Source organism: Paenibacillus sp. NRS-1782, from assembly GCF_050467685.1.
GTDB classification, from domain to species: domain Bacteria; phylum Bacillota; class Bacilli; order Paenibacillales; family Paenibacillaceae; genus Paenibacillus; species Paenibacillus terrae_A.
Window position 1 is genome coordinate 17,931 of record NZ_JBITPH010000063.1, and the last position, 22,105, is coordinate 40,035.

17 protein-coding genes are annotated in these 22,105 nt (G+C 49.2%); 13 read left to right on the top strand and 4 right to left on the bottom strand.

What is annotated here, in order from left to right:
• The first annotated feature begins 130 nt into the window (after positions 1-130).
• Together ACIFQM_RS22855 and ACIFQM_RS22860 are read left to right on the top strand one after the other, a co-directional pair.
• The gene (locus ACIFQM_RS22855; protein WP_430044510.1) at positions 131-817 is read left to right on the top strand and encodes a response regulator transcription factor; all 687 of its coding nucleotides are present in this window, start codon (positions 131-133) and stop codon (positions 815-817) included.
• Entirely contained in the window at positions 814-2,304 is a 1,491-nt protein-coding gene (locus tag ACIFQM_RS22860; RefSeq protein ID WP_430066167.1) for a sensor histidine kinase, read from the top strand. The genes ACIFQM_RS22855 and ACIFQM_RS22860 overlap by 4 nt, the downstream gene beginning before the upstream one ends.
• Positions 2,305-2,364: 60 nt before the next feature.
• Here ACIFQM_RS22860 and ACIFQM_RS22865 read toward each other — a convergent pair whose 3' ends face one another.
• On the bottom strand, positions 2,365-6,657 hold the full coding sequence (locus tag ACIFQM_RS22865; protein WP_430066169.1) for a S8 family serine peptidase: 4,293 nt from the start codon (positions 6,655-6,657) through the stop codon (positions 2,365-2,367).
• A gap of 360 nt (positions 6,658-7,017) precedes the next feature.
• Here ACIFQM_RS22865 and ACIFQM_RS22870 point away from each other — a divergent pair, with 360 nt between their 5' ends.
• On the top strand, positions 7,018-7,953 hold the full coding sequence (locus tag ACIFQM_RS22870; protein ID WP_430044504.1) for a manganese-dependent inorganic pyrophosphatase: 936 nt from the start codon (positions 7,018-7,020) through the stop codon (positions 7,951-7,953).
• A 208-nt stretch (positions 7,954-8,161) separates the two neighbouring features.
• Here the strand turns inward: ACIFQM_RS22870 and ACIFQM_RS22875 are convergent, their stop codons facing one another.
• Both ACIFQM_RS22875 and ACIFQM_RS22880 read right to left on the bottom strand, forming a co-directional pair.
• The gene (locus ACIFQM_RS22875; protein WP_430044502.1) at positions 8,162-8,704 is read right to left on the bottom strand and encodes a MarR family winged helix-turn-helix transcriptional regulator; all 543 of its coding nucleotides are present in this window, start codon (positions 8,702-8,704) and stop codon (positions 8,162-8,164) included.
• A gap of 111 nt (positions 8,705-8,815) precedes the next feature.
• Positions 8,816-9,763, bottom strand: a complete 948-nt coding sequence (locus ACIFQM_RS22880) for a DNA ligase (protein ID WP_430044500.1) — start codon at positions 9,761-9,763, stop codon at positions 8,816-8,818.
• A gap of 437 nt (positions 9,764-10,200) precedes the next feature.
• Between ACIFQM_RS22880 and ACIFQM_RS22885 the strand changes: the two genes are divergently transcribed.
• From ACIFQM_RS22885 to ACIFQM_RS22930, 10 genes are all read left to right on the top strand, one after another.
• Positions 10,201-10,764 (top strand): DUF420 domain-containing protein, encoded by a 564-nt coding sequence (locus tag ACIFQM_RS22885; protein ID WP_430044496.1) that lies wholly within the window; start codon positions 10,201-10,203, stop codon positions 10,762-10,764.
• Positions 10,765-10,950: 186 nt separating this feature from the next.
• Positions 10,951-12,225 (top strand): ABC transporter substrate-binding protein, encoded by a 1,275-nt coding sequence (locus ACIFQM_RS22890; RefSeq protein ID WP_430044494.1) that lies wholly within the window; start codon positions 10,951-10,953, stop codon positions 12,223-12,225.
• A 66-nt stretch (positions 12,226-12,291) separates the two neighbouring features.
• Positions 12,292-13,173, top strand: a complete 882-nt coding sequence (locus ACIFQM_RS22895; RefSeq protein WP_430044493.1) for a carbohydrate ABC transporter permease — start codon at positions 12,292-12,294, stop codon at positions 13,171-13,173.
• Entirely contained in the window at positions 13,173-14,063 is an 891-nt protein-coding gene (locus ACIFQM_RS22900) for a carbohydrate ABC transporter permease (protein ID WP_430044537.1), read from the top strand. Before ACIFQM_RS22895 ends, ACIFQM_RS22900 begins: the two co-directional genes overlap by 1 nt.
• 52 nt (positions 14,064-14,115) lie before the next feature.
• Positions 14,116-15,942 (top strand): beta-N-acetylglucosaminidase domain-containing protein, encoded by a 1,827-nt coding sequence (locus ACIFQM_RS22905; RefSeq protein ID WP_430066171.1) that lies wholly within the window; start codon positions 14,116-14,118, stop codon positions 15,940-15,942.
• Between the two features lie 100 nt (positions 15,943-16,042).
• Complete coding sequence (locus tag ACIFQM_RS22910; RefSeq protein WP_430044490.1) at positions 16,043-17,584, top strand: DUF4127 family protein; 1,542 nt, start codon at positions 16,043-16,045, stop codon at positions 17,582-17,584.
• A 5-nt stretch (positions 17,585-17,589) separates the two neighbouring features.
• A complete protein-coding gene (locus tag ACIFQM_RS22915; RefSeq protein ID WP_430044489.1) occupies positions 17,590-18,309 on the top strand; it encodes an N-acetylmannosamine-6-phosphate 2-epimerase in 720 nt (239 codons plus the stop codon).
• Positions 18,287-19,126, top strand: a complete 840-nt coding sequence (locus tag ACIFQM_RS22920) for a MurR/RpiR family transcriptional regulator (protein ID WP_430044488.1) — start codon at positions 18,287-18,289, stop codon at positions 19,124-19,126. The genes ACIFQM_RS22915 and ACIFQM_RS22920 overlap by 23 nt, the downstream gene beginning before the upstream one ends.
• A 137-nt stretch (positions 19,127-19,263) precedes the next feature.
• Entirely contained in the window at positions 19,264-20,199 is a 936-nt protein-coding gene (locus ACIFQM_RS22925) for an ROK family protein (protein WP_430044486.1), read from the top strand.
• A 25-nt stretch (positions 20,200-20,224) separates the two neighbouring features.
• The gene (locus ACIFQM_RS22930; RefSeq protein WP_430044484.1) at positions 20,225-21,835 is read left to right on the top strand and encodes an FAD-dependent oxidoreductase; all 1,611 of its coding nucleotides are present in this window, start codon (positions 20,225-20,227) and stop codon (positions 21,833-21,835) included.
• Between the two features lie 40 nt (positions 21,836-21,875).
• Here ACIFQM_RS22930 and ACIFQM_RS22935 read toward each other — a convergent pair.
• On the bottom strand, positions 21,876-22,105 hold a 230-nt coding region (locus ACIFQM_RS22935), incomplete at its 5' end, for a hypothetical protein (RefSeq protein WP_430066173.1).

The window sequence follows — 22,105 nt, forward strand, 5'->3', positions numbered from 1 at the left end:
CCTGAATGTTAGCTGAAAGCTGGATAGGGATGCTTTTTTTACGTACATATTCAGGTATATTAAATACAGGTGCAGATGAATCGAGCTTTTATGAAGAACAAAAGTGGTGTCATGAAAGGGAAGATAACCGATGAATCCGATACACGGGGTTAAAATTATGCTAGCGGACGATGAGCCGCACATTTTGCAATTTTTGGAGCTTGGGCTGATGAATGAAGGCTATGAGGTTAAAACAGCTGAAAACGGCAGTGATGCACTGGATTTAGCAAAAGAGTTTCGCCCGCATGTTGCGGTGCTGGATGTTATGATGCCTGAAATGAATGGCTTTGAGGTATGCCAAAGTCTCAAGGAAACAGAGGATAACATTGCAGTCATTATGCTGACAGCCAAGGATGATGTGGATGATCGGGTAAAAGGATTAAAACTGGGCGCGGACGATTATGTCGTGAAGCCCTTTAGTTTTAATGAACTGCTGGCCCGGATTGAAGCACGTCTGCGCAATCAGTTTCCTGATCTGCTTGGAGAAGTGGTTCACGGGCCCTTTCAGGTGGATGATCGACGAAAGGAAATTCGCTACCAAAATCAAGTGCTGGAGCTGTCGCCTACCGAATATGAGCTATTGAAGTTTTTGGTGTTGAATCATGGGATTGTTCTTAGTAAAAGTCGAATCCTGGATCGAGTATGGGGGTACGATTTTGGGGGCGAGGACAATATTGTCGAGGTGTATATTCGCTCCTTACGTGAAAAGCTCAAAGACAAGGAGCATCGGGTCATTCGTACGCTGCGTGGTGTTGGGTACCGGGTGGACTTGCTATGATGGCGGCGGGGAAAAGTCGGAGAAGAACTGCGATCCGTTCTCTCCGCTCCCAGCTTTTGGCCAGAACGTTGCTTATTTTGGCGCTGCTGCTCGTCTTGATCGGATTTTTACAATATTTCCTGATGAAGGATTTTCTGTATCGCAGTCGGGCGGATGCGATGGGTACGCAGTTAGGTTCAATTCCTGCCGATTTATTGATTAAGGATTCGCAGGAGAAGAGCGGAAGCTCCACACCCAAAGAAGGAACCAATCGGAAGGATAACCGACCGAGGCCGTTTCTGTTTTGGCCGGATATGTCGCTGGCCTCCATAGATACAGCTGGAACCTTTACGAGCCTGTCTAACGAAAATGGACTTACGCCGCCAATGCTCACCACTCAGCAGTATATTTCGATGCAGCACAACAAGGACATGCGCTATGGCTACCAATTGCTCAGGGATGCTCAAGGGAACGAGCAACTGGTCGTATTCCGTCCGCTCGGTCCGCCTGACCATTCGTATGGGCTGCTTCAAATGGGTGTATCCACAACTTCCATGCAAGAGCAGCTGATTAACCAGTTGCGTACCTTCATTTTGCTATCTCTGATTGCGCTCGCAATTGGTCTGGCGCTTATGCTTCCAGTGCTGCGGCGCACGTTGGTGCCTCTTTCGAGGATGGTTGAGACGGTCAAACACATTGATGCGGGTAATCTGGCCGAGCGCTTTGACGCAGAGCAGGGGCAGTATGAGGTGGACCGTTTGGCGGTATCCTTTAACGGGATGCTGGAACGACTGGAGCATTCTTTTGCTGCCGAGCGTGAGTTGCAGATGCAGATGAGACGGTTTATTGCGGATGCTTCCCATGAACTGCGCACCCCGCTTACATCAATTCACGGTTTTTTGGAGGTGCTGCTTCGGGGAGCGGCATCTAATCCCAAGCAGCTTCAATCTGCCTTGGAGAGTATGTATGGTGAATCCAAGCGGATGAATAAGCTTGTCTCCGATTTACTGTTGCTGGCTAAGCTGGATCGGACGCCCGAATTGAAGCTGGAAGATTTGTCGCTGGATACGTTGCTGCTGGAAATGAAGCCGCAGCTCCTGATGCTGGCGGGCAAGCGAAGAGTGCTTTTGGATATGACAGCGGGTGTGCGAGTGCTTGCTGAAGGAGATAAAATCAAGCAGGTCGTGCTCAACCTGTTCCATAATGCTGTTCAGCATACAGATATGGAGAGAGGTGTGATCCATGTAAACTTGTCTGCCGGGAAGAAGCTGGCCGATATTCAGATTCGAGATAACGGGCCGGGCATGAGTAAAGAGCAGTTGGAGCGGATTTTTGAACGCTTTTACCGTGGAGATGAGTCACGTACGCGCAGCTCGGGCGGAGCCGGTCTTGGTCTGGCGATTACACAGTCTATTGTGGAAGCACACGGTGGAAAAATCACCGCTGCAAGTACGCCGGGAGAAGGTAGTGTATTCAAGGTTGCGCTGCCGTTAGCGGGGACGGTATAACATAAAAGCAGCCTCCCGAACCGTAACGTTGTCTATAACGCGGCTCGGGAGGCTTTTGGGTTAGTTAATCAATGCAGCCTTTTGTAAAAGCACATGTAGCACCTTGGCAGATGCTTCACGCGTTGTAGGTGCATCTGGCTGGAAGTAGGAGGAGCCCTTGATGGTTGCTCCGTTGATAATGCCTGCTGCGCTCACTTTTTCAATGCTATCCTTGGCGTAGCCCGCGAAGGATGACGCATCATGATAAGGTGTGCGCGCAGGGCCATCGACAGATGCCTTGATCTGGAGCAGGTCTACTGCCTTGCTCAGCACGACAGCAATTTCCTGCCGACTGATGTTAGCGTTCGGATCGAATTTGTCGCCGCTGCGACCTGTGATCAATCCGGCCTCATAAGCGGCTGCTACATCACCAGAATACCAGCTACCTGCTGGAATATCGCCGAATGGTGCGGCAGTACCCGGTGTCAGGCCAAGAGCCCGGGTTACCAAGGCTGCGAATTCGGCACGTGTCACGTTCTTCTTCGGTGAGAAGGCCGTGTCCGTGGTGCCGTTGATCAGCAGCTTGTTCGCAAGCGACTGAATCTCGGATTGAGCATACGACGATGAAATATCTTCAAAGCTAACGGGACGAGTTGCCGCTGCATACGTCGAGAAGCCCGGACGGCTTACCTTAACGATTGTTGATCCATCTGCCTGCTTGGAAAAGACGGATGGAACCGGGTAGACATTTCCGTTAGCCGTATAGAGAACACCGGCTGTATTCGACTCAATTTGGCCAGGTACAGTAAAGGAACGGCTAATGAACTGTCCTGGCGCAACCTTAAGCGGTTCGCTCTTGCCGCCAGTGACAACATTAGCTTCAAACCCTACAGGGGTGCCAATCACAGTCGACCCTTTCAGCTTGCTCGTAAATGTGTTGCTTTCCTGTGCCTGACTGCTGATTACCACTTCAATGCCTGCACCGGCAGGAGCATTTTTCAGAGCAGATATCGGCAAAGCTAGGGAAGATCCTGTGTTGCTCACAATCAGACTACTTCCTGCCGGAGCCTTGCCCAGTGTTGTCAGTTGGGCGGAAGTCAGTGCTGCTTTGGTCGTTTGACCCGCTTGGCTGCTAGCCGACAGGACGATGGCTATTGGGCTGGAGCCTGCTGCCGTCACAGTAGCCTGCAAATCTGCATCGGTTACAGTCAGTGACTGTACGTTATTATTCACCGAGACAGTTGTAGCTACTGCTTTTACCGCCTGTCCTTGCTTCACTACGGATTGAAGTGAAGGTGCAGATGTAGCGACAGGGGTGGATGTGGTGGTTGAAGCGGAAGGTGTAGTATTACTTCTGCCGCCACCTCCACCACTGCCTCCACCGCTACTGCTGCCGGAAGCGGCACTATTGTCGACGCGAATGGCCTTCATAGCGGTGAAAAATTTAAGACCGTTAGTATTGGTCTCGACTTCGCCTTTCGCATTCAGTTCTGGCGAATTAACCTCCAGCTTATACACACCGTCCTTCAAATGCTGAATAACGGGCTGACCGCTGGCATCCAGAACAGGCTTTCCGTTAGCATCGTATTCGACATAGCTTCCGTCAATGTCCTTGAAGGAGTATGCTCCTTGCTTGAGACGGGCGTTAACTCCTTGTTCCTTGGAAGTCGTAATTCCATTAATAAGACCAATTAATTTATCATCTGTGCCATATACATAGAGAGCAATTTGGTTTGTTTTATCCGTGGTCAGGCGGAAAGCAAGATCTGTTGAGCGTTGCGCACCTGTACGATTCGGGTAAATAATCGGGTTGGTTATACTCAGATCCTGCAAGCCGAAGCCTGTAGTCGGATTTTCCTTGCCCACATGAACGACGAACGGCAGATGCAAGGTAGGTAGTCCGGCGCTTTTCAGGATGACTTCTCCCTCATATACGCCTGTAGCTGCACTTGAGCTTGGCTGTACGGACAGGAAGAACGGTTGGGATTTACCCGCTTCTGCCGAGATCGCCCCATTCGTGCCGACACCCTGCAACTGAACAGCGATATTGTTCACGTCAGGCGTGGCAACGGGCTTGGCAGGGTCAGAGGTTACATGATCATGCAAAATGTAGCTGGCTTCATACTGTACGCTGTTTGCGGACAGATTTTTAAGCTGTAATTGAATTTGCTTCGCATCACTGCCTGGTTTTAACACCCCGAAACTGGCGGAAGGATTGTAGTTTACGACCTCCTGCCGATTGAAGTTCTTATCAAGAATCGTAATCTTTTCAACAGTTTCCAGCAGGGCTGGTGTCTGAATCGCATTGGCGATGTTTACAAGTCCTGCACCTTGGGAATACACATCGTATTGGATTTGATCCTCATCGTAAAGCGTATCCGATGTGTTCGCCAGAGCAGCACGGATATCGAACGGCGTCCAGTTTGGATGCTGCTGCTTCAACAATACAGCAAGTCCGGCTACATGTGGAGAAGCCATACTGGTTCCGTTGCTACGTTTGTAAGCATGATCATAAGAGGCATCCGGATAGAACTTGGCGAAGGCAGGATAGGTTGACAAAATGCCGACCCCCGGTGCACTCACATCCGGCTTGATGCTGAGCAACTCGTCGCCGTTTGGCCCACGGGAGCTGAATCCAGCCATCGTATTGCCTGCATTATTTGTGCGAATATAATCCTTTCCGAAGGAGACAGAGAACTTTTCTCCGGCGTTGTCGACGAGCTGTTTAGCCAGCGCGCGACCTTCCTTACCTTTCATATCAAAGGTCGGAATAAAATCAAAGCTGTCGCCCTGGTTAGCGTTTACGTAGCTATCTAGACTCGGAATGGAATCTGTCAAATCAGCCTGCGTGATGTCAGTCGTTTTTGCTCTCCCGTTAAAAATGATTACGGCTTTTGCTCCGTTTTCTTTTGCATTTGCAATTTTATCCACGAATGCCAGGCTTCCACGTGACACGAGGACAATTTTTCCGGCTACATCTTTTCCTTCAAAATCATCAGGCTGCCCCAAATTTGCATATACCAGATCATAAGGGGCAGTTTCCAGAATTGAAGCAAAATCCTCTTGGCCTGTCCCCCAGCCCAACAGATTAAACCCGTAATGTGCATAAGCATCAGCGGTTACTGTTTTCTTCAATTCACCATTCGCTTCCCAGTAGGAATCACGGGTAACTGAAGCTGTGCCTGAGAAGCTTTTGCTTGGCGAGGTTGCCGCACCGACGGAAATGGCCAACTGGGATGAGGCCGGGGAACCCATCGAATAATAATAATTCCCGTCTTGTGCCGCATTACCATTCGCGATGACAGCAACTACACCAGAAAGCACCGCATTATTAATGGCAATAGAGTCAGGGGAGTTAGGGTCCTTCTCGGAGTCTGAGCCGAGGGACAGGTTAATCACGTTCATGCCATCCTTGACAGCTCGTTCGATACCGTCAATGACCTGTGCGGAGGAACCGGAGGAACGCCCGGTTTTGGTATTGCGTCCAAGCACTTTATATACGTATAAGTCCGATTTATAGGCAATACCCTTTTGTACAATATCTGCCGTTTTATTAGCGGCCTTGCCAGCAATCGTACCGGAGACGTGTGTACCGTGTGTTGTTCCGGCAAAACCTGTGCCGTACGGGTCATTCTCTTTTTCAAGGAAAGGCTCCTCGTAAGGATCGTTATCCTGCTCAAAAGAGTCATATCCACCCTTGTAGGCTACTTTCAAATCCGGGTGCTCATAATCGACCCCGGTATCAATAACCCCAACCTTAATCCCTTCGCCTGTCAGACCTTTAGCCCAGGCTTCAGGAACACCAATCTGATCCAGCGGTGCGTTATCATACGTTGCTTCGCTGGCCGTGAGTGTCGGCGGGTCCTGTACGGGGATGGAATAATACGTTTTGTTTTCATGGATGGATTTTACACCTGGCAGCTTTGCCAGTTCCGGAATTTTATTGGCTTGCAGCGTAATCTCCAAACCGTTAAGTACCGTATTGTATTGGTAATTCACCTGGATCGGAATACCGTTCTGTGCTGCTTTGTCCACGAACGTTGTTTGCTCATTGACGATAGCGGATTCCGCTTTTTGCTCGGATCGTGCTGTGAAGGGCTGGTTACCCGACCGTGCCGCATATTGGTCCACGGCTATTGGCTCACCATCAAGCTGCACGATGACTCTGACCTGCTGGGAGGAAGTGGTATTCAGCTCGGGCGAAATGAACGCCGGAGTCGCTTCGGAAGCCAAAGCTTCCTGTGCTTCTAAAAATGATCGAGTTTGCAGGTCTACGGTAGCGGCAGAACTGACAGACGGAAGAGACAGGCTTACGGTCAAGGCAAGAGCGAGTGTTACGACAGGAATTTTTTTAAAAATGATTGGATTTTTCAAAGATTTCCCTCTTTTCAATCAAAATATGATTTGTCTACATACTAGGATTTGAAGTCACTGCCGAAGTTCTACGCCTCCCTCAAGATTCAAATGATAGAATTGACCACTGGTGACTAACTTGCCAGTTTTGAGGAATATCTTACCATGTTGGTGGGATATATGACTATATGTTTTTTATATATTTAGAAAAAATAAGGTTAACTTCACGTACATATTCCATGGGAATGTTATGAATTTACTAGATTATTTTTGAAATCATTCAAAGGGGAATGGGAGAATACGAGATTTAATGATATAATCTGCATTGGAATTGTTGATATTTTATGAGGATGTAAAATGCTTAGTGCAAAGGAGTCGATTATGTTGGCAAAAACATTGATTTTCGGGCATAAAAATCCGGATACGGATACGATTTGCTCAGCTATTGCTTATGCAGACTTGAAAACCAAACTGGGCGCGGACGTGGAGCCGATTCGTCTGGGCGAGGTAAACGGGGAAACGAAGTATGCACTGGATTATTTCAAAGTGAGTGCACCGCGTCTGGTTGAACAGGTTGCTGCGGAAACAGACAGCGTCATTCTGGTCGATCATAATGAACGCCAGCAAAGTGCGGTTGACATTGACAAGGTGCGTGTAACTGAAGTCATCGACCATCACCGGATCGCTAACTTTGAAACAAGCCAGCCGTTGTACTTCCGCGCTGAGCCTGTAGGCTGCACAGCCACGATTTTGAACAAACTGTACAAGGAAAACGGGATAGCGGTTCCGAAAGAAATCGCAGGTCTGATGCTGTCTGCGATTATTTCCGATTCCCTGCTGTTCAAATCCCCAACCTGCACCGACCAAGACGTAGCTGCTGCCCGTGAACTGGCTGAAATCGCTGGTGTGGATGCAGATAGCTACGGCTTTGATCTGCTGAAAGCAGGAGCTGATCTAAGTGGTCACTCGATTGAGCAGTTGGTGAGTCTGGATGCGAAGGAATTCCAGATGAACGGACGTAAAGTGGAAATTGCGCAGGTGAACGCGGTAGACGTGAACGATGTGCTGTCCCGTCAATCTGAGCTGGAAGCAGCGCTGTCCCAAACGATTGCAGCTAAAAATCTGGATCTGTTCCTGTTCGTCGTAACAGATATTGTGAACAGTAATTCCATTGGTATTGCGCTGGGAAGCCAAGCACAAGCGGTCGAAAAGGCCTACAATGTGCAGCTCGACGACAACAAAGCTGTTCTGAAAGGTGTCGTATCCCGCAAATCGCAGATCGTACCTGTACTGACAGACGCTTTTAACAGTCTGTAATTCGGAAGCAGGCTACAATAAAAAAGAAGCCTCCTGAATCCAGCTACATTTAAAGTAGCGGAAGCAGGGGCTTCTTTTTTTATATCTTCAATTCTACCAGTACGTCTCTGATGCGTAAATGCAAAATGCTCAAGCGTATATGTTTTTGTCCGCGACATCAGCGCACGTCTCCACCATTCCGCCAGTGGATATGCGAGCAATCTTTATCTCAGTCGTCGTACGACTTTTCTTCTCCCTCCCTAGGATCAGTCAGACGCGAACCTTTCACATCTTCAAATGCAGACCGTACGCGTGACAGGTAGGTTTGAAACTCGCAGATTTCCGATTCGCTAAAGTCCGACATCAGGCGTGAGGCCAGTCCTATAAAAAAGGGGTCCATTTGATTGATTTTCCCTCTTCCTTTATCGTTTAACGATACAAATATGCCCCGCTTGTCATTCGGATCATCGTATTTGTTAATATATCCATCTTGCTCAAGGGAAATGACCATGGAGCTGATCGCTGCCCGGCTTACACCCATCTTCTCAGCCAGAGCAGAAGGAGATGACATTTCATCTCTTTGCGCAGAAAGCACACACAGCGCTATATATTGCCCATAGGAGAGCCCGAATTCACGTGAACGTTTCTCCATGCCTTTACGAATTTCATACGTTATTGAAAATAGCTCAACCAAAACACCAATTGGTTTATTGCCACCTGGGAACAGATTATAGGCCAGTTGACGAATTTCGGAGTCCAAGAAAAAGAACATGCGATCCACCTCGATGTAGTTAATTAGTTAACTGTAATTTAATTAACCACTGGTTGCAATGATTTATACAAACTTTATTCCGCTTTTTTTTAAATATATTTGCACAACTTATCATGACCAAGGTCCGATGCACTGCCCTACGTCCTGATTTACAAAAGCCTGTATAGAGGGCTGGCGGAGGGTACGCCCTTCTTGCCATCGCCACTCACTGTATTGAACCTTGGCGGTATACATAGGCTGTACCCATAATGCATCCAGATGACGATCTGGCTCATTGACAAAAGGTCGCGCTGAAATGGTATGCGGTCTCAGTCTCTCCGTAAGCTGACGCCAATCCTCTCGCGTAAGCTTTCCCGTGCCTGCATGTCCAATGTATCGAAGCCCTCCTTGCTTGTCGTACAGGCCCAGCAACACTGCATTGATGACGCCTCCGTTTAAAGTATAGCCTCCAATAACAGCGATACTATCGCCATAATTCTTGACCTTGACCCATCGACCATCCTTCCCGCCAAATGTGTACGGGCTGTCTAAACGTTTGCATACGATACCTTCCATCCCTTCGCTGCGCATCACCTGAAACAGAGCTTGTCCATCAGGATGAGCAGGAGTCAGTTGAACCCGTTCATTCGGCAGGATAACCTGATGCAATAATTCGAGCCTTTGTGCCAGTGGTTTACGGTGAACCCATTCCCCATTCAAATACAAAATATCAAACAGCATGTACGTAGCAGGCACAGCTTCATAAGCCGCTTGAATCCGATCTGTTCGACGAATCAGGTCGCGGCGCATAATGTCATGAAACGAGGGCTTACCATCGGCTCCCAGTGCGATCATTTCCCCGTCCAGAATGACCGAATCGGCCTGGCAGTATGAGGAAAATGAAGTGAGTTCCGGGTATAAAAGTGTTCGCTCATGCTGCTTCCGGTTAAACAGACGCGTGCTACCCTGATTATGATATATCAAAATTCTTGTTCCATCCCATTTTATTTCGTACCGCCACAGGCCCTCCGAAGGGATTTGTTCACTTTGCACTGGCTCAAACGGGATCACGGGTTTCATTTCCCAACACAAATACAACACCTCGCCTCACCTTTTTGGAATAAGGATAGTGTCAACGAATGGCTTCTTTTTATGTGAGGATTTTGCAAATTCTGATGTATGAGATGTTTCGTCGGACCTCCAATCGGGGAATGATAAGGATATCTAATTGTCGGCAGAAGGGAGCTCGGTTTCATGAGACAAATTCGCGAGGAGGACCATGCGGTAGTCATGGTGGATGATGGACAGGAATTCAGACCTTCCCGGTGTTTTTTGCATGTACAAAGCCCCGAAAATGGTTATCCTAAGATGCTAAAGCACATTTTAAAATTGTCGGCTGTGAAATTGTTCATACTGTTGTCACTTCACAGGCCGTCCTCGGGTTCTATATAATATAGTATGGTTATTATCACAACCGAAAACGAAAAGTTTGAATTTAAACGAAGGAGACGCTCATTATGAATAAAGCGAGTGAGGACAAGCAGTACGTTCCAACGAGCAATCGTAATTTCACAGCCTTGATTATCACCGTTTCCATTATAGCCAACGTGATTATTTTGCTGCTGTTCTTTTCGCCCATTGGATACCAGGGTAGTGTTAGCTTCGATATCACTATTTTCCCGAGGCTGAATGCGATTTTTAACAGCTTCACGTTTATTTTTCTGGTGGCGGCGTTGGTTGCCATTATCAAGAAGAACGTCAAAGTGCATAAAACATTTGTCTTACTGGCCTTCGCCAGCACTGTTTTATTTTTGTTTTCCTATCTGACCTTCCACTATATTTCGCCGGACACTGCAAAATTTGGCGGGGTGGGGATTATTCGGCCGATTTACTTTACGTTGCTGATTTCACACAGCATATTGGCTGCTATTATCGTACCGCTGGCCCTGTTCACGGTTGTATGGGGATGGACGATGCAGGTGGCGAAACACCGCAAAATTGCACGTTGGACCATGCCGATCTGGTTGTATGTCAGCTTGACCGGGGTACTCGTGTACGTATTCATGGCCCCATATTATTAAATAGCCTTGAACCCTCAGCAGGTTCAATGAGGAAAGAAGGCGTCTCTGCTAACGGAGGCGTCTTTTTGATGTCTAATCATAGAAAAATTATTCCTTCTAAATTTATTTTATTGAAAAAACATTCCTTCTCCAACGGTATTTCTGCTATAATTTGCCTTAATCAACTAAGAATAAGGGGGTCACCATGTGACGAAGAAAGCGAAAGGCAGGTTACGGCTGCTTGTTTCTATGCTCGCGCTGGTTGTGCTGCTGAGCAGCTGCGGTGGCGGAGGCAAAAAGCCGGAAAACGTTAACGGAGGAAAAGTGACACTGCAATTTTGGACCATCGCGCTACAGCCTACATTCACCCCGTATTTCAATCGGGTGATTGCCGATTATGAGAAGAAGAATCCCAATGTCAAAATTGACTGGAAGGATTACCCTTATGATGCAGTGACCAACAAGCTGTTGACGAGTATCGCCAGTGGCAGCAGTCCGGATGTAGTGAATCTCAATACGGAATTTGCCAGCCAAATGGGCTCCAAGGGTGCTGTTGTGGATATGAATGAGCATTTGTCTCCAGAGGAAAAGGCTGCTTATTTCGACGGTATTTATAATTCCACCGTTATTAACGGCAAGGCATATGCACTACCTTGGTATACCGGCACGGAAGTGCTCTACATGAATTCAAAGCTGGTGAAGGAAGCCGGACTAGACCCTGCCCATCCGCCCAAAACGCGGGAGGAATTGTCTGAATGGGGCCGCCAGATTAATAGAAAAATCGGTAAAGCAGGCTATGCGCAGCAGCTTGTATCCAAGCTTTTTGCCGTAGACGGGATTCCGATTTTGAATAAAGAGAAGACAGCAGCGGCGTTCAATACATCGGAAGCAGTCGCCATGATTGATAATCTCAAAAAGCAGATGGAAGACGGTATCGTGCTCAAGGAGGACGCTGAATTTTCACAGCAAGTGAAATATTATGCGGGTGAGCAGGTTGCTTTCGAGCTGGCAGGCCCGACGTTCATCAACTTTATCAAAACGGCTGCGCCGGACGTATACAAGAACACAATCGCCGTTCCTTCACCTACAGGTAAAGCTGATGTACGGCTGTCCAACACCATGGATCTGGTCGTACCAACCAAGTCTGCACATGTAGACGAAGCGGTGAAGTTTGCTGTTTTCCTGACAAATGCGGAGAGCCAAACGGCCTTTTCCAAAGCGGCTAATACGCTACCTTCCACGAAGGATTCCATTAAAGACCCGTACTTCACACAGTCTGATCAATCGCTGGAAGCACAAGCGAAAGTGGTATCCGCACAAAGCTTGGATAAGGCGACAGACTACATGGTGGGTGTTCCTAATGCCAAAGACGTGAACAGTGCTGTTACGCGTGCTTTTCAAAATATTATATTGAACGGAACGGACACGAAGCAGACGCTTACTGCTTTGGAGCAGGAAGTGAATGATATTTTAAAGCAATAGGTTCAGCAGAGGGGAGTCATACAAGGGCTCTCCTGTTCATTTATCAAAATCGGGTGGTGATGCAGCATGATCAAATGGTTGAGGTCGGAATCCTTTACGGCCTGGGCCTTTATGACGCCGGGACTGTTATTGCTTGCTGTCTTTGTATTTTGGCCTATTATTTACAGCATTCCGCTGGCATTGACGGACTACTCGGTCATATCGGATACCCATTATGTCGGTCTGGATAATTTTGAGGCAGCGTTTAAGGACCGCAACTTTCTCATTTCGATCTGGAACTCATTGGTGTACGTGCTCATTGTCCCCTTTCTTCAAATTTTCTCCATCCTGATGGCCGTGCTCGTGAACAGCCGTATACCGGGAATTAAAATATTTCGTACGACCTACTACATTCCTGTCGTTACTTCGATGGTAGCTGTGGCCTTGATTTGGAGCTGGTTGCTTGGCAATAACAGCGTTGTGAATTATCTGCTCATGCAGGTAGGCTTGATCAGTAAGGACATTCACTGGCTGTCAGACAGCTCTTTGGCCTTGTATGTACTCATGTTCATCACGATGTGGAAGGGACTCGGGTATTATATGATGCTCTATCTGGCCGGTTTGCAGAACATTCCACAAGACCTGTACGAAGCAGCCAGAGTAGATGGAGCAAGCCCCTGGCGGCTAATTGTCCATATTACACTCCCGTTATTAAGACCCTACGTTCTGTTCTGTACGCTCATATCGCTTATGGCGGCTATTCGCGTGTTCGATGAAGTGTACGTGCTGACCAAGGGCGGGCCGGGAACCGCCACGCTGACCTCCAGCCTGTATATTTTCCAAAAGGGCATGGAGCAGTTTAACTTTGGTTATGCTTCAGCGCTCGGCTTAATTGTCGGTGCAGTCATTGCGGTGCTCAGTATTATTGTATTTCGATTCAATAGGAAAGGCGGTGTCAATCCCTATTGATGAATGTACAGGATGACAAAATGCTACAGTCTCCCCTTCCCAAAAACGAAAATAGCATCATCATTCGCAGCCTGGGGCGAGTTGTAAGGATGACGTTGATCTATGTACTGCTGGTGCTGCTCGCTCTCTTTTTAATGGGACCGTTCCTATGGCTGCTCAGCGTATCGCTTATGCCGGGACGCAATATTTTCTCAACGCCACCGGCGATTTTTCCGACTTTTATTGATTTTGAAAATTATGCTCAGGTATGGCAGTTTATGAACTTTCCGAAGTATATGCTGAATACGGTGATCATTACGGCGCTTGGCGTTATTTTCAATGTGGTGCTCGCCAGTCTGACGGGATATCCTTTGGCTGTATTTCGTTTTAAGGGTAAAAATCTGGTATTCACGCTGCTCATTTCCACCATGATTATTCCTTCATATACGTCGTTCATCGTACATTACCTGACCATTCAGGGGCTTCATCTGGGCAATACGTATTTGGGTGTGGTGCTGCCTGGAGCTGTCTCTGTGTTCAACATTTTTCTGATGCGGCAGACGTTTATCCATATTCCTACCGATGTGCGTGATTCCGGTAAAATGGACGGCGCTTCGGAATTCCGAATCTGGTGGCAGCTGGTGCTACCGCTGGTGAAGCCAGCACTCGCTGTCATTTCTTTGCTGGAGGCTATGTCGTTCTGGAACAGCTTCCTGTGGCCTATCGTTATTCTGAACGACACGGAGCTATACCCGCTGGCGGCTGCGCTCACGTATCTCAATGGTCAATTTGCCTATAACTTCGGCTGGATTGCAGCGGGGACGATGATTTCGGTGCTGCCGATCATTATTTTGTTCCTGTTCACACAGCGCTACTATATGGAAGGCTTGGCGGGTGCAGTAAAAGGCTAGACCGGGAATACCGGATGCGGACGATCCGTGAATGGAAGGGGAGACGGTTACGATGGAGCTGGCGAAAGGAACGCGGTCCAATTCCCGTGTGGGGCTAACAACGCAAGAGATTCAATATTATTTTCGTGATGTGTATGACAGTGGGGCAAAGCTGGTCATATCCGAACCACATTTGATTTGTGAGCTGTCCTCCCGCTTCGGGATGAATCAGGAATATGAAGGCGATCTAGACCCCGACGGGCCGATCAAGCTGATCCTGCCTCCGGGACCGGGTGTACCGACCGAAACACGCGGTAGCGTGCAATTGGTACTGGAGTACGATGGAGCGCTCGTTGCAGACGGCTACCGTTTGGAGATTCACAAGGAAGGTCGAATTGAAATTCATGCTGCTAATAAAAGAGGGCTCAAATACGGCATGAATGCCCTGCATTTGCTGCTTCAAGTCGAACAAGAGCGATGTACACTGCCAGTAGTTTCTATTCGTGATGAGCCTTCTTTTCCGGTCAGAGGGATTATTGAAGGCTTTTACGGAGAACCGTGGAGCCTGGCGGATCGGCTGGATGCCGTCCGTTTTATGGCTGCGCATCGGATGAACACCTTCATGTATGCTCCCAAGGATGACCCGTATCATCGGGAGCTATGGAGGGAGCCGTACCCGGAAGACACGTTTGCACAGATTAGCGATTTAAAGGAAGCCTGCGATCAGTATGAGGTGGATTTTCATTACTGCATCAGTCCGGGGAATGACCTGAGCTTTGGCAGCGATGAAGATTTCCTTAGCTTGACGGAAAAGCTGGCGGCTGTAATTGCCATTGGCGTGCGCCATTTTTCCATATTAATGGATGATATTGATTATGTGTTAAAAGGAGAAAATCGACATTTGCTGGGCCGCTCGGGCCACGCTCATGTCTTTTTGACGAACAAGGTGCATGCATGGCTGAAGGAGCGATTGCCTGAATTTACGCTGACAGTCTGTCCTTCTGAATATTGGTCGTATTGGGATACCGAGTACAAAAAGGACTTCCGCGAGCGGCTGCACCCGGAGATTAAGGTGTTCTGGACCGGATACTTTGTGTTTGCTCCGCATATTAGCCAAAAGCACGCCGCCGATAATCATGCGTTCTTTGGGCATGAGCTGTGGCTGTGGGATAACATTCCGGTGAATGATTGTGACCGTGATCGCTTATTCCTCGATCCGCTGCGCGGGCGGTATTCCGGGCTTCCAGACTGCGGACATACCGGTATGGTAGCCAACCCGATGAATCAGTGGGAATGCTCCAAAGTAACGCTCATTACGATGTCCCACTATATGTGGAACAGTGAGCGGTACATGCCGAAACTTTCTTGGGATTGGGCGGTGCGGGAGTTAGCGGGGGAGCGTGCGGAGGAACTGATGTTTTTCTGCCGTCAAAACAGGAACAGCCGACTGGGCGGCAGCGCGTATGAGGACGTGGACCTTGCTTTGCAATTGCGCGATATCCCGGCGCTGGATATATACTTTGAGCGGCTGCTCCAAGCCGTGAGCGCCCTGCGGCAAGTACCCGCCGATGATCCGGCGGCAGGCTTCGCAGCACAGGCCGCGCCGTGGCTGGAACGCGCCGAGCTGGACGCTGATCTGTGGCGTACCTTGCGCCAAGCTGTGGTCAGCAGTGAGCGGCAGAGCGGTATGCAGGCAGAGGAGAGCAGTATGCCGCCGGAAGTGGTTGGCGGGCAAGGGCTTGTGCTCCTGCCCGACGAAGTTGTGTGCGAACTCCGGCGCTGTATCACTGCCTGTCTGGAGACGAAGGCTCGGCTCGGCAGTGATCCGGCGATCCGCGCAGCCGAGCGGTGGGGCTACGTCGCTCAGGATGAACAAGGCAAGTATCGACTGATCTTGTGAGCATTTTAACGATAGATTAAGAAACCAAGGCAGCATAGCTGCCCTGAAAATAACCATTTGCCGTTAGGATAACGGACATTTTCAGGAGAGGTGGATGCGTGTGGTGAAGCCAAACACTCGTGTGCTTTTTGTGCCGCTGGATGAGCGGCCCTGTAATTATGAATTTCCTTATTTACTGGCGCAGGGCACAGATTTGGAAATCGAGCGTCCCCCGATGGAATGGATGGGACAAAAGAAAATCCCCGGTGATACGACCCAACTGTGGGCTTGGCTCGAAGAACGTGCAGCAGGAGCCAATGGAGCCATTATTGCGATGGATACGCTTCTGTACGGCGGAATCGTACCATCTCGTCTGCATGGAATGACAAGTGAGCAGGTCGGTGACAAGGTGAATCGACTTCGCAGGCTCAAGCGGCTTTATCCGCAGATGACCTTATATGCTTTTCAACTCATTATGCGCTGTCCGCAATGTTCTTTGGCTGACGAAGAACCGGATTACTACGCCGATTGGGGACGCGAGATATTCAGGAAGGGCTTTATTGAGCATCGTCAGGAGTTGGATATTGCCACAGCAGAGGAGCTTCTTGAATTATCCGACATCAACGAACGTCTGCCTGTAGAGATACTGGAGGATTATTTGGGCCGTCGCCGTGTGAATTTGGAAGCTAATGAAGCCGCACTGGAGCTGGTAGCAGAGGGTGTCATTGATTTTATGATCATCCCGCAAGATGATTCCGCCCCCTACGGCTATACCGCCAAGGATCAGCAGCGGCTTAGAAAACGTATTTCCAATCTTGAGCTGGATTTGAGCGTGTACATGTATCCGGGGGCAGACGAAGTCGGCTGTACGCTGCTGGCACGGTGGGTGAACCAGGCGAAGAATACAGTACCACTTGTCTATCCGAGGCTGTCCGCTTTGCAGGGAGCGTTCGTGATTCCGCTTTTTGAGGATCGCTATTTTTATGAAACGTTAAAATACCAGATTATGGCGGCAGGTGGACTAATCGCTTCTTCAGCGGCAGAGGCTGATTTGATTCTGTTGGCTAACACGCCCGGAGGCACCATGGCAGAAGCATCATCTCAACAGCGTGCAATGGCCGGATATGATGTATATCGAAACGTGGTGGAGCTAGTCGAATACGGCGCCCATATGCTGCGACATACAGGTAAAAACATTGCAGTGGCTGATGTGGGCTATGCCAACGGAGCCGATCTTAAGCTGCTTAGACTTTTGAAGCAAAAAGGGCTGCTTTTTGAGCTGGCAGGCTATGCAGGCTGGAACACCAGCTCCAATACGCTGGGAACCGTCATTGCCCAGTCCATGCTGTATAGCCACTACGGGCCTACAACAGAGCATCTGGATTTTCTGGGGTTGCGTTACGCCGAAGATGCATGTTATTGCTCTGTGGTGCGTACCGCCATGAATAACGGGCTTGTGGAACAAATGGGCTTCAACAAGTTTATGCTCGATGGACAGAGAGGCTCGGTTGCTGCGGTCATTCGCGGACGACTGGAGCAGGCGCTCGACGAATATGTAAACGGGCCGGAGGGTCACGTGGAAATTACAGATTGCTATATGCCGTGGAACCGCACCTTTGAAGTCGGATTGACCGTACGGCATCATGCGGAAGAGAGAGGGTGATCCCAATGGGAATGGAAGCTGTATTATCACAAGTTCAGCACGGCCTGATCGTATCCTGTCAGGCGCTACCCGATGAACCGCTGCACGGATCGGATTCCATGGTCAAAATGGCACGTGCCGCTCAGCAGGGCGGAGCTGTGGCCATTCGCGCCAATGGCGCAGCAGATGTGCGTGCGATCAAACAGGCGCTTTCCCTGCCAGTCATCGGCCTGATCAAGCGGGATTATGATGATTCCGATATTTACATTACGCCCACCCTCCGTGAGATGGAGGAGCTGGTGGACGCAGGCGCAGATATCATCGCCCTGGATGCTACATCACGTCCGCGCCCGGGGGGATGCAGGCTGAAGCAGCTCATAGATTACGCCCATAAGCATGGAGTGGCCTCTATGGCGGATATATCCACATTAGAGGAGGCGCTTCATGCCGCTTCCCTCGGCGTAAGCTGCGTATCCACCACCTTATCTGGCTATACGCCATATTCTGCTCAGATGGATGGACCCGATCTGGAGCTGGTTCGGAGAGCGTCGGAACTGGTTCCCGTGCCTTTAATTGCGGAGGGCAAAATCCATGAGCCGGCGCAGGTGGAGGAAGCATTCCGGCTGGGTGCACATGCAGTGGTTGTAGGCTCGGCGATTACCAGACCCCAATTGATCACGCAGCGGTTTGCTGATGCAGCAAGGAAGGCAGTGAAATGCATCTATGGAGATGAACGACCGAATTAATACGTACTTTCCTTCATTAACTAAATCAGAGCAAAAGGTCGCTTTGTGCGTACTGGAGCGCCCGGCAGATATCATATATTTCTCCGTGACGGAGCTAGCTGATTTTGCAGGTACAGGTGAGACGACCGTCATGCGCTTTTGCCGGAAAATCGGTTTTAAAGGCTATCAGGATTTCCGACTATCCCTGGCGCAAAACCAGACTTATTGCAAAACCGATACAGGTGGGGAAAACACCGACCCTGACAATGAACATGATATTACTCGCATGGTGTATCACAATATGCTTGATATTTTGCACTCCAGTATGGGACTGCTGGACCGTTCAGAGCTTGGACGTGCGATAGCGTGTCTCGACCAGGCAGGCTATGTTCAATTTTTTGGTGTAGGTGCTTCGGGGATTTCTGCGCAGGATGCCAAAAACCGCTTCTTACGAATCGGGCGGCGTGTCGAAGCCGTGACAGACGGACATATCCAGTCGATGATGGCGGTGTCCATGAAACCCGGAGATGTGGCTATCGGTATCAGTGTATCGGGAAGCACGCTGGATACCAACGACATGCTGCACAAAGCCAAGCAAAACGGCGCGACCATTATCGCGATCACCAATTATGCAAAATCGCCTATCACCTCCATTGCGGATATCGTGTTGCTCACCGCAGGCAAGGAAGCCCCGATGGAGGGAGGCTCGATTGGAGCCAAAATCTCGCAGCTATTTGTCATTGACCTCCTCTGCGAAGGGCTTGCTCGCAAGCACACGAGTCATACCAAACTGATGAAGGAAAAAACAGCGAGGGCGGTCATTGAGCGAAGTTATTGAGGTTTTAAGCGGAGAACTGGTCTATTAGGCTGTGTCCTATCGTTAGTTATTGTGGTGGTATATGACTTGCTATTATAGAAGCTTTACGTAAAAGAGCGTGTTTGTAGATATCGTTTGGCAACAAGGAGGACGCTGTAGTGGCAGATGCTGTGAACAGAGTCATAGGGATCGACATTGGAGGAACATCAGTGAAGGCCGCTGTAGTGGAACAAGATGGTTCGGTACTTGATGAAATCCGGTTGGATACAGACGCTTCTCGCGGGCGTGATTGGGTACTGTCACGGGTATCCGAAGCTGTGGAAAGACTGAAATGCTCCTTGAGAGACATCAGCACCATTGGCATTAACGACATCGGCGCTCTAGGGATTGCTACGGCTGGCAGGGTAAACGTGGAGAGTGGTGAGGTTGTGTACGCCACGGATAATCTCCCCGGCTGGCAAGGCACACACTTGGTAACTTGGGCGAGGGAGAATCTGGTCTTGCGTGCTGTTGCTGACAATGATGCGAATGCCGCTTTGCTTGGAGAAGCGTGGCAGGGAGCGGGGAGGGGCAAGCAACGCTTGGCCATGCTCACCTTGGGAACAGGTGTCGGTGGCGCATATATGGAGCATGGATTGTTGTGTAGAGGGGCTCATTGGAGCGGCGGCGATTGGGGACATAGTATTTTATTCCCAAGAGGTCTTCCTTGCAATTGTGGAAAAAAGGGCTGCGCCGAGCAGTATGTATCAGGTAGCGCACTGTTACGCAGGGCCAGAGAAACCACAGGTAAACCGTATCGCTCGGGAGTCGAGATCATGAAGGAGGCTGCTCATGGTCACCCGGAGGCACTTCAGGTACTGGATGATTACACCGCAGATTTAGCCGTGCTTCTGGTCAATATCTCGGTCACCCTTGATCCCGAGGCTATTATCGTAGGCGGAGGGGTAGCAGATGCGGGAGAAGTCTGGTGGCCCTTGCTGGAAAAGCACCTACAACAGCTGGGAGTCGGAACGGAAGTAAACCGGGCGTTATTGGGTAATCGCGCTGGAATCATTGGTGCGGCACGGCTTGCTTTTGAACTAACGGATTCCTAGAACAAGTATGAAAGGGGAACGAACCATGACGCAAAATCGGCTTGATACCGACATTGTTGTGATTGGCGGAGGTCTGGGAGGAACATCGGCAGCTCTTGCGGCTGCGAAGGCTGGCATGAGAGTCATCGTGACGGAGGAGACGGACTGGTTGGGAGGACAGTTAACCTCACAGGCCGTCCCCCCGGATGAGCACCGATGGATCGAACAGTTTGGCTGCACAGCAACATACCGTGAGTTCCGTAATCGTGTGCGTGACTATTACCGTCAGAACTATCCTTTAACAGAAGAAGCCCAAAATGACCCGATTCTTAATCCCGGTAACGGTTGGGTAAGCCGTCTGGCTCATGAACCACGAGTAGCTCTACGGGTGCTTGAGGATATGCTTGCTCCCTATTTGAACACGGGGCGTGTTCGCGTATATTACCATACCGTGCCCATAGCTGCTCAAACGGATGCTGATTGTATTTGCTCCGTAACTGTTCGTACCTCGGATAGCCTTGATGGTGGGTGTAGGGTTATGGTGCTGCACGGAACGTTTTATCTGGATGCCACAGAGTGCGGGGATCTTCTTCCGATGGCGGGGGTGGAGCATACGAGTGGAGCAGAGTCGTGGAATGATACAGGTGAGCCTCATGCTTTGGAGTGCGCTGACCCTATGGATATGCAGTCTATCACACATGTGGCGGCTGTGGATTACATCCCTCAAGGAAGCTTCATTATAGAACGGCCGCAACAATATGATTTTTGGAGAAATTATATTCCTTCCTTTTCCCTTTTCCCGATTTTGAGCTGGTTTGCTACGGATGCGGATGATACCAGCAAACTAAAACAGTTCACTTTGTTTCCTAACGATCAGGGCATTGTATCTTTGTGGGATTACCGTCGCATTGTGGACCCTTCTATATGGAGCAAACCATTAAATGATGGAGAGGTGACACTTTTAAACTGGGCGCAAAATGATTATTACCTCGGTCCGTTAATCGGTGTTAACGCTCAGGAACAGGAAAGACATAGAGAAGGCGCACGTGAATTGACCCGTTCTTTAATTTATTGGCTCCAGACCGAAGCACCCCGGTTAGATGGAGGATTCGGTTATCCGGGTATTCGGCCCCGTGGAGATTTCCTGGGCACCTCAGATGGTCTTGCGAAAACCGCCTATATTCGCGAATCGCGCCGAATTCAAGCCAAGTATACGATATCTGAGTTTGATGTAAGTCGTGAGCTTCGGGGGACCGATGGGCCAAAACGATATGCGGACAGCGTAGGTGTAGGCAGCTATCATTTGGACCTCCATCCGACCACTGTATCTCAGCGGACATTTTACATTCCTAATTACCCTTATGAAATTCCGTTAGGCTCCCTTATTCCGGTGAGAGTGCGTAACCTGCTTCCCGCCTGTAAAAATATAGGAATGACTCAAATCGCAAATGGCTGCTATCGGCTGCACCCTACGGAGTGGAATATAGGTGAATCAGCGGGAAGTTTGGCGGCCTACTGTGTATCCAACGGAGTATTCCCGATAGAAGTCAGCGAATCGGCAGAGCATCTGGGGAATTTTCAAAGCGGGCTGATTCGCCAAGGCGTGGAGTTACACTGGCCTGTTGAAGTATTTGAACCCGAAGGAGTCACCAGCTAAAACGCAAGGGGCTTGTGCCCCTTTGCTGACTTTGATAGGGTCAAAAAGATGATTTTAATAAGTAACAAAAAAAGTGCTTGCTAAGTTGTTCGGATATATGATATATTATTTTGGCTGACAACAAAACAGCCGTTTCGAAAGTGAAAAGCTTGGGTACAATAATTTTTATAAAAGAATAAAAAATAAAGCTTGCATTTCTGAAATGAACATGATATAATCTTATAGCTGCTGAAAAAAAACGGCGAAAAAGAAATGTTTGATCTTTGAAAA